14 protein-coding genes and 5 tRNA genes are annotated in these 15438 nt (G+C 30.9%); 7 read left to right on the top strand and 12 right to left on the bottom strand.

Features of this window, described 5'->3' with window-relative positions; translation table 11 throughout:
- Positions 1-81: 81 nt before the first annotated feature.
- The 3 genes from ACMHJW_RS13640 to ACMHJW_RS13630 all read right to left on the bottom strand — a co-directional run bounded on the left by ACMHJW_RS13640 (position 82) and on the right by ACMHJW_RS13630 (position 3511).
- Positions 82-489: a hypothetical protein gene (locus ACMHJW_RS13640; RefSeq protein WP_413533952.1), complete on the bottom strand. Its 408-nt coding sequence runs from the start codon at positions 487-489 to the stop codon at positions 82-84.
- 86 nt (positions 490-575) lie between these two features.
- A complete protein-coding gene (locus ACMHJW_RS13635; RefSeq protein ID WP_413533951.1) occupies positions 576-1307 on the bottom strand; it encodes a YebC/PmpR family DNA-binding transcriptional regulator in 732 nt (243 codons plus the stop codon).
- Positions 1308-1402: 95 nt separating this feature from the next.
- Positions 1403-3511, bottom strand: a complete 2109-nt coding sequence (locus ACMHJW_RS13630; protein WP_413533950.1) for a M3 family metallopeptidase — start codon at positions 3509-3511, stop codon at positions 1403-1405.
- Positions 3512-3732: 221 nt separating this feature from the next.
- Between ACMHJW_RS13630 and ACMHJW_RS13625 the strand changes: the two genes are divergently transcribed.
- Genes ACMHJW_RS13625 through ACMHJW_RS13615 form a run of 3 tightly spaced genes read left to right on the top strand, consistent with a single transcriptional unit; the run spans position 3733 to position 6650 of the window.
- Positions 3733-4377, top strand: coding sequence for an NUDIX hydrolase (locus ACMHJW_RS13625; protein ID WP_413533949.1), 645 nt, complete (start codon positions 3733-3735; stop codon positions 4375-4377).
- A gap of 17 nt (positions 4378-4394) precedes the next feature.
- Positions 4395-5279, top strand: a complete 885-nt coding sequence (locus ACMHJW_RS13620) for a lysophospholipid acyltransferase family protein (protein WP_413533948.1) — start codon at positions 4395-4397, stop codon at positions 5277-5279.
- A gap of 18 nt (positions 5280-5297) precedes the next feature.
- The gene (locus tag ACMHJW_RS13615; RefSeq protein WP_413533947.1) at positions 5298-6650 is read left to right on the top strand and encodes a UDP-N-acetylmuramate--L-alanine ligase; all 1353 of its coding nucleotides are present in this window, start codon (positions 5298-5300) and stop codon (positions 6648-6650) included.
- A gap of 88 nt (positions 6651-6738) precedes the next feature.
- On the opposite strand, the gene ACMHJW_RS13610 is transcribed toward ACMHJW_RS13615, so the two are convergent.
- The gene (locus ACMHJW_RS13610; protein WP_413533946.1) at positions 6739-7065 is read right to left on the bottom strand and encodes a DMT family transporter; all 327 of its coding nucleotides are present in this window, start codon (positions 7063-7065) and stop codon (positions 6739-6741) included.
- Between the two features lie 67 nt (positions 7066-7132).
- Entirely contained in the window at positions 7133-7786 is a 654-nt protein-coding gene (locus ACMHJW_RS13605) for a hypothetical protein (RefSeq protein ID WP_413533945.1), read from the bottom strand.
- A 218-nt stretch (positions 7787-8004) separates the two neighbouring features.
- Here ACMHJW_RS13605 and ACMHJW_RS13600 point away from each other — a divergent pair, with 218 nt between their 5' ends.
- The gene (locus tag ACMHJW_RS13600) at positions 8005-8763 is read left to right on the top strand and encodes a 5'-methylthioadenosine/adenosylhomocysteine nucleosidase (protein ID WP_413533944.1); all 759 of its coding nucleotides are present in this window, start codon (positions 8005-8007) and stop codon (positions 8761-8763) included.
- A 96-nt stretch (positions 8764-8859) separates the two neighbouring features.
- Here the strand turns inward: ACMHJW_RS13600 and ACMHJW_RS13595 are convergent.
- The 5 genes from ACMHJW_RS13595 to ACMHJW_RS13575 form a co-directional block, all read right to left on the bottom strand.
- Positions 8860-8940, bottom strand: a tRNA-Tyr gene (locus ACMHJW_RS13595).
- 24 nt (positions 8941-8964) lie between these two features.
- A tRNA-Thr gene (locus ACMHJW_RS13590) sits at positions 8965-9038 on the bottom strand.
- Between the two features lie 44 nt (positions 9039-9082).
- A tRNA-Thr gene (locus ACMHJW_RS13585) sits at positions 9083-9156 on the bottom strand.
- Positions 9157-9164: 8 nt separating this feature from the next.
- Positions 9165-9245, bottom strand: a tRNA-Tyr gene (locus tag ACMHJW_RS13580).
- 17 nt (positions 9246-9262) lie between these two features.
- A tRNA-Thr gene (locus ACMHJW_RS13575) sits at positions 9263-9336 on the bottom strand.
- A gap of 278 nt (positions 9337-9614) precedes the next feature.
- Here ACMHJW_RS13575 and ACMHJW_RS13570 point away from each other — a divergent pair.
- From ACMHJW_RS13570 to ACMHJW_RS13560, 3 genes are all read left to right on the top strand, one after another.
- On the top strand, positions 9615-11261 hold the full coding sequence (locus ACMHJW_RS13570) for a Na/Pi cotransporter family protein (RefSeq protein ID WP_413533943.1): 1647 nt from the start codon (positions 9615-9617) through the stop codon (positions 11259-11261).
- Positions 11262-11280: 19 nt separating this feature from the next.
- Positions 11281-11454: a DUF6584 family protein gene (locus ACMHJW_RS13565; RefSeq protein ID WP_413533942.1), complete on the top strand. Its 174-nt coding sequence runs from the start codon at positions 11281-11283 to the stop codon at positions 11452-11454.
- Between the two features lie 91 nt (positions 11455-11545).
- Positions 11546-12529: an acyl transferase gene (locus tag ACMHJW_RS13560; protein ID WP_413533941.1), complete on the top strand. Its 984-nt coding sequence runs from the start codon at positions 11546-11548 to the stop codon at positions 12527-12529.
- Positions 12530-12570: 41 nt separating this feature from the next.
- On the opposite strand, the gene ACMHJW_RS13555 is transcribed toward ACMHJW_RS13560, so the two are convergent.
- Together ACMHJW_RS13555 and ACMHJW_RS13550 are read right to left on the bottom strand one after the other, a co-directional pair.
- Complete coding sequence (locus ACMHJW_RS13555; RefSeq protein ID WP_413533940.1) at positions 12571-14439, bottom strand: DUF3857 domain-containing protein; 1869 nt, start codon at positions 14437-14439, stop codon at positions 12571-12573.
- 78 nt (positions 14440-14517) lie between these two features.
- The gene (locus tag ACMHJW_RS13550; protein WP_413533939.1) at positions 14518-15402 is read right to left on the bottom strand and encodes a TIGR01777 family oxidoreductase; all 885 of its coding nucleotides are present in this window, start codon (positions 15400-15402) and stop codon (positions 14518-14520) included.
- Positions 15403-15438 lie beyond the last annotated feature (36 nt).

The following is a 15438-nucleotide window of genomic DNA, read 5'->3' as shown; positions in this document are numbered from 1 at the left end:
AATTTCCAAACCTTAACTTAAAGTTTTTTTAATATAAAAACATAGTTTATTCAGTATCAAAAGAATATTTTAATAAAAAAATTATGTAATAATTACCAAAATCATCTGAATAAGGAAACCAAGCGTAAAAAATAAGGCTGCAAACTTCAATAAAGTAAAACGAAAAGTTTCGTTTATGATTAATTTATTGACCAATGGTTTCGAAATTTTTTTATCCAATAATTGTTCTACTTTTTTATAAAAAAGCAACAGTAAAACTATAATGGGAATAACAATGCTAAACACAAAAATAGAACTCATCGAATGATAAAACATCATTCCTATCGCTATTCCTAATATAGCCAAAATTACTTGTGGTAACTGATTAATTGCTTTTCGAATCATTTCTTCGGTTTTACTCAACCAATCTGATCCAAGTATTTCTGGTGCTGCCATCCAGAATGCAACGAATTGTAAAATCAAACCAAGTAAAGTTAGGATCTTTATCATTTTCCAAAAATTCAATTATGGTTAAAGATAAAAAAAACCGTTTAAAATAAATTAAACGGTTTTAATATTAATTTTTTCGAAAAAGATTATTCTTCCTCTTCTTCGTCTTCTTTCATCGTATGATAAACGTTGTTTACGTCTTCATCCTCGTCAAATTTCTCTAACAATTTCTCGATGTCTGATTTTTGTTCTTCTGTTAATTCTTTTGTTGTCTGTGGAATTCTTTCGAATTCTGATGAAATAATTTCATATCCTCCTTCTTCCAAAGATTTAAAGATTGTTCCGTAATTCTCGAAAGGTGCAATTAATACAATTCCATCTTCATCTTCAAAAATCTCCTCTACTCCAAAGTCAATCATTTCAAATTCTAATTCCTCTAAATCTACATTTTCAGGTTTTTGAATTTTGAAATTACAAATATGATCAAACATAAACTCAACAGAACCTTGTGTTCCTAATTGTCCGTTACATTTGTTGAAGTACGAGCGTACATTTGCTACTGTACGATTGTTGTTATTTGTAGAAGTTTCTACCAAAATCGCAATTCCGTGAGGTCCATAACCTTCAAAAAGAACTTCTTTATAGTTTTCTGTATTTTTATCAGACGCTTTTTTTATTGCGCGCTCAATGTTATCTTTTGGCATATTGACAGCCTTCGCATTCTGAATCACCGCACGAAGATGAGAATTTGAATGCGGATCAGGTCCTCCAGCTTTTACTGCCATTACGATATCCTTCCCAATTTTAGTAAACGCTTTAGACATTGCCGCCCAACGTTTCATTTTACGTCCTTTTCTAAATTCAAATGCTCTTCCCATTTATACTTGTTTTTATAGCTGCAAATTTATTCATAAAACGAAAAAAATCCAAGAACTATGTCTTGGATTTTTAAGTTGTTAATATTTTAGAATAATTATTTCAATCCGTGGTATTTTAACATCGGCTCTATAGAAGGATTTTTACCTCTAAAATTTTTATAAATAACATTCAAATCATCTGAATTTCCTTGAGAAAAAACTTTATCCCTCAAAATTTGACCATTTTTACGAGACATTCCTCCATTTTCAATTGTCCATTGGTATGCATCATGATCTAACATTTCTGCCCAGATATACGCAAAATATCCCGCTGCGTATCCACCGCCAAAAATATGACTAAAATAAGAAGAACGATAACGAGGTGGAACTTGTGGTAAATTTGTTTTATTATCGATTAAAGCTTGTTTCTCGAAATCATCTACATTTGAAATCACTTTATCAGCAGAAACTGTATGCCAAGACAAATCTAAAGCTGCAGCAGAAAGTATTTCTGTCAACGAATAACCTTTATTAAAGTTTGAGGCTTTTTTCATTTTCTCTACCAATTCATCAGGGATTGGAGCTCCTGTTTGATAATGCTTCGCATAATTTTTCAAGATAGAAGGTTCCGTTACATAATGTTCATGAAATTGCGATGGAAATTCTACAAAATCTCTCGAAACATTTGTTCCTGATAAAGTTGGATATTTTTGATTTGCAAAGAAACCGTGCAAAGCATGGCCAAATTCGTGGAAAGTTGTTACCACATCGTCATACGAAATCAATGCTGGTTGACCATTGGCAGGTTTTGTGTAATTTCCAACATTATAAATAACAGGTTTTGTTCCAAATAAATGTGATTGTTCTACAAGATTACTCATCCAAGCACCTCCTTGTTTAGAATCTCTTTTGAAATAATCTGTATAAAACAATCCTAATTTCGAACCATCTTCATTGAATAGTTCATACACTTTTACATCTTCATTCCATGTTGGAATATCTGTACGTTTTTTGAAAGAAATTCCGTACAATTCTTTTGCCATAAAGAAAATTCCATTCTCAACAACTGAATCTAAAACAAAATAAGGTTTCATTTCGTTTTCGTCAATGTCATATTTTTCTTTACGAACTTTCTCCGCATAATAGTTCCAATCTGCAGCAGTTAATGTATTTGCTGGATTTTCTTTCTTCGCTAACGCTTCAAATTCTTTCGCATCTTTTTGTGCCATTGCAGTAGCTGCTGGAATCATCTGATTCAAAATTCCTTTTGCAGCAGTTGGATTTTGTGCCATTTGGTCTTGCAAATTCCATTCTGCATAATTTGCAAAACCTAATAATTTTGCTTTTTCAGCACGTTTTTTAACTAAAGTTAAAATTGTTGCACGCGTATCATTTTCGTCATTTTTCTCTGTTCTAATCCAAGCTGCATCAAATAATTTTTTTCTTGAAGCTGGATTGCTCATATTTTGTAACTCTGGTTGTTGAGTTGTATTCAATAAACTGATTAAATATGTTCCGTCTTCTTGTCGGAAAGCTTCTAAATCAGCATCACTCAATCCTGTTAATTCTTCTTTCGAAAATGTAACACCACCAGATTTTGTTCCTTTTAATAATTGATTTGAAAATTTTGTTTCTAAAGAAGCTATTTCTCCATTCAATTTTTTCAACTCATCTTTTTGTGAAGCGGACAAATTAGCTCCAGCCAATTCAAAACGTTGATAATAAACATCTAATAAACGAGATGATTCTTTATCTAAATTCAATGATTTTTTGTTATCATGTAACGTTTTTACACGTTGAAACAATTTATCATTCAAATAAATTGCATCGCTATGAGCAGCAAATTTAGGCGACATCTCCTCTTCTACTGCTTGCAAAACTTCGTTTGTATTCGCTCCTGTCAATAATCCGAAAACATGGCTAACTCTTGATAATAATTGACCAGACTTTTCCATTTCGACCAACGTATTTTCAAATGTTGGTGCATCAGGATTATTTGCAATTTTATTAATTTCGACCAATTGCTCTGCCATCCCTTGTAACAAAGCTGGTTTGAAATCTTCATTTTTAATTTTTGAAAAATCGGCAGTATGATAAGGCAATTTGCTGACTTCAAAAAAAGGATTTTTATCGTTCCACATACTATTTGTTGACTTTTGACTACATGATGTGGCTAAAATAGACGAACCAACCATCATTCCGTAAAAAAGTTTTTTATTGAACATTTTTTAAGTTTTTAACTTAACGAAGTTAAAACTTAAAATGTGAAATTTCAAAAATATTCATGTACAAGTCCTAATTCTGAATTTTTATTCCGTTATCTCAAAAGTTAAAGAATTAATAAAGCTTCCTGTAAAGGTTTATTTTTCTTCAATGAAAATAATTATCTTTGAAAAAAGTGACGAAAAATGTCACTCTTTTTTATTAGCTTAAAAATCAATTAATTTTGTATTTAGATTTAGAAGAATTAAAATATTTATTAGCCGAAAGTGTAGAAGAATTGCCAGGTTGGGAATCTCATGAAAAGCTTTCGCCTCCATATCGTCAAAAATTTGATTTAGAATATGTAAAACGTACCAATCCTAGAAGTGCGTCTGTGATGATTTTATTGTATCAAAATGAAGATGGAGAAATCGAATTTCCAGTAACTATGCGTGTTTCTTACGAAGGAGCACATTCGCATCAATTTTCTTTACCTGGCGGACAATTTGAGGAGCAAGACATTAGTTTTGACGAAACTGCAATTCGCGAAACGGTAGAAGAACTTGGTGTAGATTATGAAAACATTGAGGTTGTAAGACAATTGAGCGAAATGTATATTCCACCAAGCAATTTCTTGGTTTATCCTTACATAGGAATTTATCATGGCGAACCTAATTTCAATCCTGATGAACGTGAAGTACAATATGTTGTTCCATTAAATTTAGAAGCTTTTTTGAATGCTGATTATGAAGTTTTTGAACGAGAATTTTCTGGACAAGTTGTCGAAATACCTGGTTACAACATTGGTGATGATGAATATCTATGGGGCGCAACTGCAATGATTTTAGAAGAATTTAAAGATTATTTAAAAATCGTATTAAATTTGTAACTTAAACAATAAAACTCGTGTCTCAAAAAGCAAAGAAAAAGAACGCATTCCGCGATTCGTTTGGACATCTATATTTCCTAAAAAGAACATTAATTTTCTTATTAGGATCATTTACCTATAACCGATACAATGGTTTCAATAAACTAAAAGTAAGCGGTACAAAAAACTTGGTTCATTTACCATCTCAAAATGTATTATTCGTTTCGAATCATCAAACTTATTTTGCTGATGTATTTGCAATGTATCATGTATTTTGTAGTGTAAAAAATGGCTTTATCGATACCATTAAAAATCCTATTTATTTACTAAATCCTAAAATTGACTTTTATTACGTTGCTGCTGAAGAAACGATGAAAGATAATCTTTTGACAAAATTATTCGCTTATACAGGAGCTGTTACCGTGAAAAGAACTTGGCGTGCAAAAGGCGAAAATGTAAATAGAAAAGTTGATTTAAACGAAATTAATAATATCGATATTGCATTGCAAAGTGGTTGGGTCGTAACATTTCCGCAAGGAACTACAACTGCTTTTGCTCCTGGTCGTCGTGGAACAGCTCATTTAATCAAGAAAAATAAACCAATCGTTATTCCAGTTGTGATTGATGGTTTTCGTAGAGCTTTTGATAAAAAAGGTTTACGTATCAAAAAACGAGGAATTAATGCAACAATGACATTCAAAGAACCATTGGATATTGATTATGAAAATGATTCGAGCGATGCAATTATGCAAAAAATTATGAATGCAATTGAGCAAGCGCCAGAATTTAATAAAGTTCGACCAATGGACGATATCCTTGCCGAAAATTGTGAAAAATCATTAGACGATTATTTGAATGAAGACGACGAAGAGTTTGATGATTTCGAAGATATGGGCTACGAGGAAGAAAATAAAAAAGATTAAAAGAATACAACATACAAAATGAAAAAAGTTCATTTTATTGCAATTGGTGGAAGTGCAATGCACAATTTAGCAATTGCTTTGCATGAAAAAGGCTATCAAGTAACAGGTTCTGACGATGCTATTTTCGAACCTTCGAAAACTCGCTTAGAACAACGCGGAATTTTACCAGAAGAAATGGGTTGGTTTCCAGAAAAAATAACAGCAGATTTGGATGCCGTTATTTTGGGAATGCATGCTCATGCTGATAATCCTGAAATGTTATGTGCACAAGAATTAGGATTAAAAATCTATTCATACCCAGAATATTTATACGAACAATCAAAAGATAAAACACGTGTTGTAATAGGTGGTTCTCATGGAAAAACGACAATTACATCAATGATTTTACACGTTTTGCATTACCATAATATTGATGTTGATTATATGGTTGGTGCTCAATTGGACGGGTTTGATGTAATGGTAAAGTTGACAGAGGATAATGAATTTATGATTATGGAAGGTGACGAATATTTATCATCTGCCTTGGATCGTCGTTCGAAATTCTTATTATATCAACCAAATATTGCTTTGATTTCGGGAATTGCTTGGGATCATATCAATGTTTTCCCAACATTTGCAGATTATACTTTACAATTCTCAAAATTTGTCGAATCTATCGTAAATGGCGGCGCTTTAATTTACAACGAAACAGATGCAGAAGTCGTTAAAATCGTTGATGAAACAGAGAAAGCCATAAAAAAATTTCCTTATCATTTGCCAGAACATTTTATAGAGAATGGGATTACTTTTATAGAAACAGAAGATGGCCCAATTCCATTAGAAGTTTTTGGTAATCATAATTTAATGAATCTAGAAGGAGCTCGAGCAATCTGTAAACAATTAGGCGTAATGGATGATGATTTCAATGAAGCCATTCAATCATTCAAAGGCGCTTCTAAACGTTTAGAATTAATTAATAGAACATCTGATTTTGTTGCTTACAAAGATTTTGCACACGCTCCGAGTAAAGTAACTTCGGTTACCAATGCAGTGAAAGAGCAATATACAGACAAAACAGTTGTTGGATGTTTAGAAATTCATACTTATTCTTCATTGAATCCTGAGTTTTTAGTACAATATAAAGGCGCTTTGGACAAAGCGGATATAAAAATAGTCATGTATAGCCCAGAAGCTTTAGAGATAAAACGTATGCCTATGATTTCTCCAGAAGATATCAAAAAAGCATTCGGAGATGATTCTATTCTTGTTTTTACAAACGGTGAACAATTAAAAGAATATATTGAAAGCTTAGATAAAAAAGATAAAATATTCTTGATGATGAGTTCAGGTAATTTCGGAGGAATTAATCTGAATGAATTATTCAAAGCATAAAAAATAAAAGAGCATAAAAAAGAGAACCAAATTGGTTCTCTTTTTTTATATTTAAAATAATGTTTTATAATTAAATCTTTTTTGAGAATTAATTTGATACAAATTTTAATCCTATAATTGAGCAAATTAAAGTTACTAAAAAGAATACACGCCAAAAACTTGCTGGTTCTTTAAAGATAAAGATTCCGATCAAAACTGTTCCTACTGCGCCAATTCCCGTCCAAACTGCATAAGCTGTTCCAATTGGTAAAGTTTGCGTTGCTTTTACCAATAAAACCATACTTACCGTTAAGAAAAATAAAAAACCTCCGTACCATAAATATGTTTCATTTCCGGTTGCTTCTTTTGCTTTTCCAAGACAAGATGCGAAACCTACTTCGCACAATCCTGCGATTACTAAAATTACCCAATTCATTAGTTCGTGATTTGATTATAAAAATTAAGACTACAAAAATGTAGCCTTAAATTTTTATTTTTTTGAATTATTTACCGAAACTATCGCTAAATTCTACTTGACCTTTGATATGAACTTCACTCCATGTTTTCGAAACGCCATCTGCTCCTTTGTGTAATTCTAAACAAGCTTTGTTTAACGCTTCCACAGCTTTTCCTGCATTAAAATCCATCAAGTCAACATCTGTTTCAATCGTAAATACATTATTCTCGAATGTAGATTTTACTTCGTATTCTTTTGAAGCATTATTCAATGTTAAATTCAAGAAAGTTTTACCATCTCTAAAATGTAATTGACCTTTAACTTCGCTTGTATTCATCATATTTCCGAACAAAATATCTTTCAATTTTTGATCGCGATCAATTTGGTCAGAATTTAAAGTCGCAACTGTTGCAATAATATCTGCTCCTTCTAAAACTTCTTGAGGTGTTTTCCCTTCTTCGTTTGCATTCTTTACTAAAACAACATCAAAACGTCCTGAAACAGCAACTTTATCTGTTGTTTTATAAGCTGTCCATTCAACTCCAGATTTTCTAATTACACCTTGTACAATTTCTGTTGGTTCTTCGACTGTTGTAGCAGTTTTAGTTGGTTGTTCTACTACTTTATCTTCCGTTTTATTCGTACAATTCATCAACATTATTGATGCACAGCATATAATCGCTGTAGATATTTTTCTCATTTTATATTTTTATGATACAAAAATACAACAACAGTACTCTAATTCATAATTGATTTTTAGCATATTCTAAAAAAAGTATACTTTTGTATCATGATAAAAAATCTTCTAAATACATCTTTGATTATCATTTGTTTGCCTTTTATTCTAATCTACGAGATTTATTGTTCGGTTTACAAATACAGAAAATAAATTGGTAACTTCGCTCGCAAATAAGAAAAATGAGCGAAAAAATAATTGGAATAATGGGCGCTATACCACAAGAAATAAATGGTGTAGTAAACTTATTAACAAACAAGCAAGAACATAAAATTGGTAGACGAAGTTATTTTACGGGAGAATTAAACAATCAAAAAGTTGTCGTTGTTTATTCTCGTGTTGGTAAAGTTGCTGCTTCTGCAACAGTTACAACATTAATTCTTGAATTTAAAATTTCTGAATTAATTTTTACAGGTGTTGCAGGCGGAATTCATCCTGATGTAAAGATTGGAGATATTGTTTTAGGAAAAAGTTTGATTCAACATGATATGAATGCTCAGCCTCTTTTTCCCGCTTACGAAATTCCGATGTTAAACAAAGCTTACTTCGATGCTAATTCAGCTCAAGTAGAAGTTGCTACAACCGCTATTTCAGAAATCTTAGAAGAACAACATTTACATCATGTAATTTCAGAAAAAGATTTGGATAAATTTAATATTCATCAACCTCAGCTTCATATTGGATTAATTGGTTCTGGAGATTTATTTTTCTCTACAAATTCCCAAAAAGAAAAATTACAACAAAACTTACCAGAAATTCTTTGCGTAGAAATGGAAGGTGCTGCTGTAGCACAAGTTTGTTACGAATTTGATATTCCGTTTATCATTATCAGAACAATATCAGATGATGCTGACGATCATTCTACATTAGATTTTAATAGTTTTATAGAGAAAATTTCGAATGTCTATTCGATAGAGATTATCAAAAACATCATCAAGTAAAAAGTCCTTTAAAAGGGCTTTTTTTATGATGCTTACATTAATAAAAAAAATCATCAAAAGCTTGATGATTCATTCCAAATATTTAAAAATGGATTGTGGGGAGAGCAGGATTCGAACCTGCGAAGGTTACCCAACGGATTTACAGTCCGTCCTCGTTGGCCGCTTGAGTATCTCCCCGACCTATATATTATATTTTTGTTGAGCCGATAGAGGGACTCGAACCCACGACCTGCTGATTACAAATCAGCTGCTCTAGCCAGCTGAGCTACATCGGCTTATTATTTTTTGTTTTAAAAGTAAAAATATAAACTTTTTATTGAGCCGATAGAGGGACTCGAACCCACGACCTGCTGATTACAAATCAGCTGCTCTAGCCAGCTGAGCTACATCGGCTTATTTTGTGGGGAGAGCAGGATTCGAACCTGCGAAGGTTACCCAACGGATTTACAGTCCGTCCTCGTTGGCCGCTTGAGTATCTCCCCGACCTATATTTTTGCTGAGCCGATAGAGGGACTCGAACCCACGACCTGCTGATTACAAATCAGCTGCTCTAGCCAGCTGAGCTACATCGGCAAAAATATTATTAATTGAATATTTCAAATTGAAAACAGGAAATTTATTTCTCGAAAGAAGTATTGTTCCTTTTTCGTGGTGCAATATTAGGGCAGTTTTTCGAATCTCGCAAATGTTTTTCCAAAAAAAATTAGAAGTTTTTTATAAAAATTCACTTCAATTTTGAAAATCAGAATTTTAGAATTCAAAAAAAATTAAACTTTTTTTTGAAATAAAAGTTCAAAAGATAATATTCTATTTACATTGGAGTTCCTATTTTTGTATTCAATTAATCATTAATGCACCTTATCATACAAATTTTGCAATTATTCGGAGCAATTGCTTTGTTTATTTTTGCAATCAAATTATTAAGCGAAAATTTACAAGCGTTATCTGGATCGAATTTTAAACGTACTTTAAATAAACTTACCAAAAACAATTTTTCAACAATTGTTACGGGAACTCTTTTTACAACAGCTATACAATCTTCCTCGGCTGCGAGTGTTTTTATATTAGGTTTTGTAAATGCAGGATTGATTAATTTGCGAAAAGCATTTGGTTTGATATTGGGTGCGAATATCGGAACTACGCTAACATTGTGGTTGGTGTATTTCGGAATGAAATTCGATTTAATACAAATTGCATTGCCACTTATATTAGTTGCTTTTCCGTTTTATCTTTCGAAAAAAAGAAATCAAAGAAAAATAGGTGGAATCTTATTTTCGCTTTCGTTGCTTTTTCTTTCTCTTTATTTCCTTAAATACTTTTTACCTTCTATAGAAAACCATCAAGAGTTAGAAGACTTTTTTCAACATATGTTGAATTATGGCTTTTTAAGCAATTTATTGTTTATTTTCTTTGGAATATTACTAACGATTTTAGTTCATTTCTCTTCAGCATCCATTACGATTTCAATTTTGTTAGCAAGCAAAGGTTTGCCAATAGAATTTGCTGCAATGATTGTTTTAGGAGCAAATATTGGAACAACTTTTACAGCGCATTTAGTTGCTGCAATTGGAGATAAATACACAAAAATTGTTGCCGCTTTCCATACATTTTTTAATATTGTCATTGCATTGATTTTTATGCTAATTGGCAATTTTGTATTAAAATTTATTGGAACTTACATTTCATCTAATATCACCATACAGCTTATTACATTTGATACTATTAGTAATTTAGTTGGATTACTTCTATTTACTCCATTCATCAATAAATTAGCTTTCTATTGTCAGAAAAAATATTTTTCTATAAAATCAGCAGATAATAAATTAGAGTTTTATGCTATTCCTTTCGGTACAAATTCTGATTTATATAAAAATGAAGCTAACAAAAAGTTGTTAAAACTCGCTTCTACAACAAAACAAACGATTTATACGCTTGGGCGAATGATTACTGAAAGTGATGAAGAAAAGATTTTGGTTTTTCGTGAACGAATTTTAGAACTCGAAAAGGAAGGTGATCAATTGGAGCGAGAAGTAAATGATTTTCTAAATGAAATTGCAGATTTGGATTTACCAAACGAAAATACAATTGCAATTCATCAGTTAATTACGCTTTGTCATCATTTGGAAAGTGTTGGCGATATTGCAATCAAAATTTCGTCTATCCATCGTCGTCGTCGTATGACTAATAGTTATTTTACTCCAAAAATGAGAACTTATTTGGTCGAATTTCAAGATAATTTAGATCAAACAACTCGAATTTTAAATCAAAATTTGAACGAAACACAAGAAAAAGTTTCTATCAAACAAGCTGAATTTATAGAAAAAACGATTAATACAATTTATAAAGAAGCGGAAGCAAATTTGATGAAAACCATCGAAAAAGAGAAACTTTTAACGACAAGTGCGCTTTTCTACAAAGATTTGATTCAGAATTACGAAATTCTTGGCGATCATCTTTACAAAGCCAATGCAACAATTGTAAAACTGAAAAATCAGTAGATTTATTTATATTTACTTCATGCAAAAAAGTTTACTTGATAAAATAAATTATGATTTGGAACAAGGCCGAAAGTACAAAGCTACTTTACGATTAAGAAATCTTATTAATTATTTTCCAAATGATTTAACTTTTAGAAACAAACTTGCTGAAATATATTATGAAAGTGGATTTTTGGATTTCTATTTTTTATAGTTCTATTAATAATTCTTGAATTTGTAAAATTAATTGAATGGTTTTAACTTCTAAATTCGTTCACTTCTACTCTATTTTGTAATTTTGCAAAATGTTTGATTCAAAGCAAATTTTTTCTATTCAATCCGAAGAAGATTTCCAAAACGTTGCATTGGAAGTTTTCCGCTATCAAGCGCAAGAAAATGAAGTGTACAAAAACTTCTTAAATTTCTTGAACGTTGATTATTCTACTGTAAAACACACCAACGAAATTCCTTTTTTACCAATTCAGTTTTTTAAGAAATTTGAATTGATTTCGGGAAATCGTGAAGTTGAAAAGATTTTTACAAGTTCTGGAACAACAGGAATGTCAACAAGTAAACATTTGGTAACAGATTTGGCATTGTATCATTATAGTTTAGAGAAATGTTTCGAGCAATTTTATGGTCCACTTTCCGACTATACTATTTTCGCACTTTTGCCCTCGTATTTGGAGCGAACTGGTTCGTCTTTAATTGATATGGTGGAATATTGGATTGAGAAATCTGACAGCGATAAAAGTGGTTTCTATTTATATAATCACGATGAATTGTATGAAAATCTTATTGCGCACGAAAAAACGGGTAAAAAAGCTATTTTAATAGGAGTTTCGTTCGCTTTATTAGATTTTGTTGAGAGTTATAAAATGAATTTGCAACATACAATTGTAATGGAAACTGGCGGAATGAAAGGACGCAAGAAAGAAATTACGCGCGAAGAATTGCATGGAATTTTGAAAGATGGCTTTGGTACAAATGAAATTCATTCGGAATATGGAATGACAGAATTGCTTTCGCAAGGATATTCTCGCGGAGATTTGACATTTAAATCGCCAAATTGGATGCGAATTTTAATTCGAGAAACCGAAGATCCTTTCCAATATGTTGAAGAAGGAAAAACTGGTGGCGTAAATGTGATTGATTTGGCTAATTACAATTCAATTAGTTTTATAGCAACTGATGATTTAGGAAAAAAAATATCTCAAAATCAATTTGAAATCTTAGGACGTTTCGATCATTCGGACGTTCGGGGTTGTAATTTGATGGTGATTGAATAAATAAAAAAACCGCACTAAATTTTTTCAGTGCGGTTTTATTTTTATTTCTTTTTCATTAAAACTTCTTTCAGAGATTCTGATTTTATTTTCTCAAAGAATTGTTTTAGTTCGTTGTATTTTTCTGCTTCATAAACACCTTCTGGCAATAAATATTGAATTGTTATGACCAATTCTCCATCTTTCATTTTTGCTTCTTGGTAATATTCTAATCCAAGATCAGATTTATGATGTGCTTTATACTTATCATCAAGAACTACTTCATAACCTTCAGGAATTTTTGATTTTACTTGAATATTAAACAAATATGGATAATTAAATTCTATTTTGCGTTGACGATTTGTATCTTCAAAAGTATATTGTTTTAGAAACTCTCGCAAAGGATTTATAAATGTATAAAATGGCGCATTTAGGATTTTTGTTTTTGCTTTATAATTTTTAACGTAAGAATCGATTTCAAAAACCGTATCATCATTTATTTCTTCGTCCAAACGAACATCTAAGGATTCTGTTAAAAATTTATTCAATACATTTTTTTCATCCGAATCAGATTCATAAAAATAACCATTGAATTTATCTTTTCGATCAAGAATTACATTGCCATCCTTTGTAAAATTATACTTCAATGCTGATTCATAATAAGACAATCTTTGATTCAATTTCACAAAAGAAGCTTCTCCTTTTTTGATAACTACTCCATAATAATTAAACACATTAAGAGGAGCAAATTCGATTTGTTCCTTATTCAGTTTTGAAGCATCTAAAATAATATTCAACGCTCCATTATTTAATTTCACAACTGTTAAAACAGAGTTGAATTGGTTAACGATTGGATATGTAAGCAAAATTTGTCCATGATCGCGTGTACTATACAATACCATGTAACTATCAAAACCTTTTGCTTTTAAAATTTCATTTAATAAAAGGTTCATATCTGCTGTTGAACCAGCCATTTCTTTCAGTAAGGTTTTGTTTGATCGACTTGGTATAATTCCGTAAAATTTATTCCATTTTACATTTGTATCAATGTATTCAACTATATTTTTTAAAGTTTCTACCTCATCTTTTCCATTTGGAATATTTTGGGCAATTTCTCTTATTGCAGCAGGATTTCTATATCTATCATATTCCGTATTTATATCCTGTATTAATTCTTTCCACGCATTTAGTGTTGGCTTTTTTGTTCCATTTGTATGGTATGTATCTGCCTGAATTTTTATACGTTCACTTTGGTCATCAGGATTATAAACATATTTCAATTGATTGTAACTTTGAATATTGGCTAAAGACCATTCTGTTGAATTTAATTTTCCTTTATATTTAGCATTCAACCCATCACCTATTGTAATAATTGAGTAGGCTCCATAAGCTTGATTATTTAATCTAAACGTACTTGAAAGTGTTGGAATATCGTGCTGAAAGTTCCATGCATCAATCGAAAAATTATGTTCGCTTCGCTTTACATAACTATATTCTATTATAGATCCTACTTTTACATTTGGAAATGTAAATCGTTTTGCTGAGTACAATTCGTTTAAAGAAATATCAAAAATTTCTTTATCATCAACGGGAGTTATTTGCTCTTTTCCATTTACGATATTAATCGTACTTCCTTTTATTCCAGTTATCGATTCATTTTTACTTTTGCTGTAATAGCTTAATTGTATATTTGCTTTATCGACACCTTTTTCAGTTAGAATTTTAATTCTACGTTTTACAGTCAAATAATAATTTGAATGCGTTAAATCCATTTTTCCTTCTTCTAAAAGAATAACAGCATCCGCATCTTTCTCGAATGGAACTTGAGTTAGGTTAAATTCTTGTTCCGAAACTTTTCCGAATTTTAAGTCTTTAGATTGTGCATTTGTATAAAATGCAATAAGTAAAAAGAGTAAAGTAATTTTTAATTTCATTTTTATTTATAATTACTGCAAAAATACAATACTCAATAAGATATAAAGAATAATATGACTCAAATTTTATAGTATTCTTTATATTAATTCTTCCAAAGCTATTTGTAATGATGGATATTCAAATTTGAATCCTGTTTCTTGAATTTTATTAGCATCAATTCGAGAACCATTTAAAACTAAACAGCTCATTTCTCCAAGAGCAAATTTCATTACACAAGCTGGAATATTAGGCATAAAAAAAGGTTTATTCATTTTTTTTGCTACTGCATGATTGAAATCTGAGTGATTTATATATTCAGGTGATGATGCATTATAACTACCATGAAGGTTTTCATTGTCTACAGCTTGAGCGTACATTTGCAACAAATCATTAATATGAATCCAAGGCATCCATTGTTTTCCATCTCCAAGGTTTGCTCCCACTCCAAGTTGAATAGGTTTTTTTAATAATTTGAAACTACCTCCTTTTTTAGATAATACGAGCGAAGTTCTAAGACAAACTACTCTTGCTCCAATTTTTTCGAATTGATAAGCTGCTTTTTCCCATGCGATACAAACTTTTGCTAAAAAATCAGTATTTGGTTCATCTGTCTCTTTGAAAATCTTATCCGAAGTTATTTGTCCGTAATATCCAACTCCAGATGCTGAAATAAAAAATTTTAAATCCACGTTTAATTTTTTCACATATTCAAAAAGTAAATTCGCTGTATCTACTCGACTTGAGACAATTTCTTCCTTATAAGATTGTGACCATCTTTCGGCAATTGAACTTCCTGCCAAATGAATAATTCCGTCCAAATCTTCAAAAACTTTCTCATCTATTTTATCTTTATCCCAATGATAAAAAGGATGCTCAATTTCTTTTTTTCTCGTCAGAATCCGGACTTTATGCCCATTATCAATTAAAATCTTTGTTAATTCTGAACCAATTAATCCACTTCCGCCTGTCAATAAAATATTCATAGAATTTTTTTTCCTAATTTAGCTCTTTAAAAAATA

The organism is Empedobacter brevis (assembly GCF_965118635.1).
GTDB lineage: Bacteria > Bacteroidota > Bacteroidia > Flavobacteriales > Weeksellaceae > Empedobacter > Empedobacter brevis_A.
This window is presented reverse-complemented; position numbering and strand designations above follow the sequence as displayed.

Coding starts and splice junctions, on each gene's coding strand:
- ACMHJW_RS13605 (WP_413533945.1), bottom strand. CDS start 7,786: ATGAGAAAAATATCTACAGCGATTATATGCTGTGCATCAATAATGTTG.
- ACMHJW_RS13600 (WP_413533944.1), top strand. CDS start 8,005: ATGAGCGAAAAAATAATTGGAATAATGGGCGCTATACCACAAGAAATA.
- ACMHJW_RS13560 (WP_413533941.1), top strand. CDS start 11,546: ATGTTTGATTCAAAGCAAATTTTTTCTATTCAATCCGAAGAAGATTTC.
- ACMHJW_RS13570 (WP_413533943.1), top strand. CDS start 9,615: ATGCACCTTATCATACAAATTTTGCAATTATTCGGAGCAATTGCTTTG.
- ACMHJW_RS13555 (WP_413533940.1), bottom strand. CDS start 14,439: ATGAAATTAAAAATTACTTTACTCTTTTTACTTATTGCATTTTATACA.
- ACMHJW_RS13635 (WP_413533951.1), bottom strand. CDS start 1,307: ATGGGAAGAGCATTTGAATTTAGAAAAGGACGTAAAATGAAACGTTGG.
- ACMHJW_RS13550 (WP_413533939.1), bottom strand. CDS start 15,402: ATGAATATTTTATTGACAGGCGGAAGTGGATTAATTGGTTCAGAATTA.
- ACMHJW_RS13615 (WP_413533947.1), top strand. CDS start 5,298: ATGAAAAAAGTTCATTTTATTGCAATTGGTGGAAGTGCAATGCACAAT.
- ACMHJW_RS13640 (WP_413533952.1), bottom strand. CDS start 489: ATGATAAAGATCCTAACTTTACTTGGTTTGATTTTACAATTCGTTGCA.
- ACMHJW_RS13565 (WP_413533942.1), top strand. CDS start 11,281: ATGCAAAAAAGTTTACTTGATAAAATAAATTATGATTTGGAACAAGGC.
- ACMHJW_RS13610 (WP_413533946.1), bottom strand. CDS start 7,065: ATGAATTGGGTAATTTTAGTAATCGCAGGATTGTGCGAAGTAGGTTTC.
- ACMHJW_RS13630 (WP_413533950.1), bottom strand. CDS start 3,511: ATGTTCAATAAAAAACTTTTTTACGGAATGATGGTTGGTTCGTCTATT.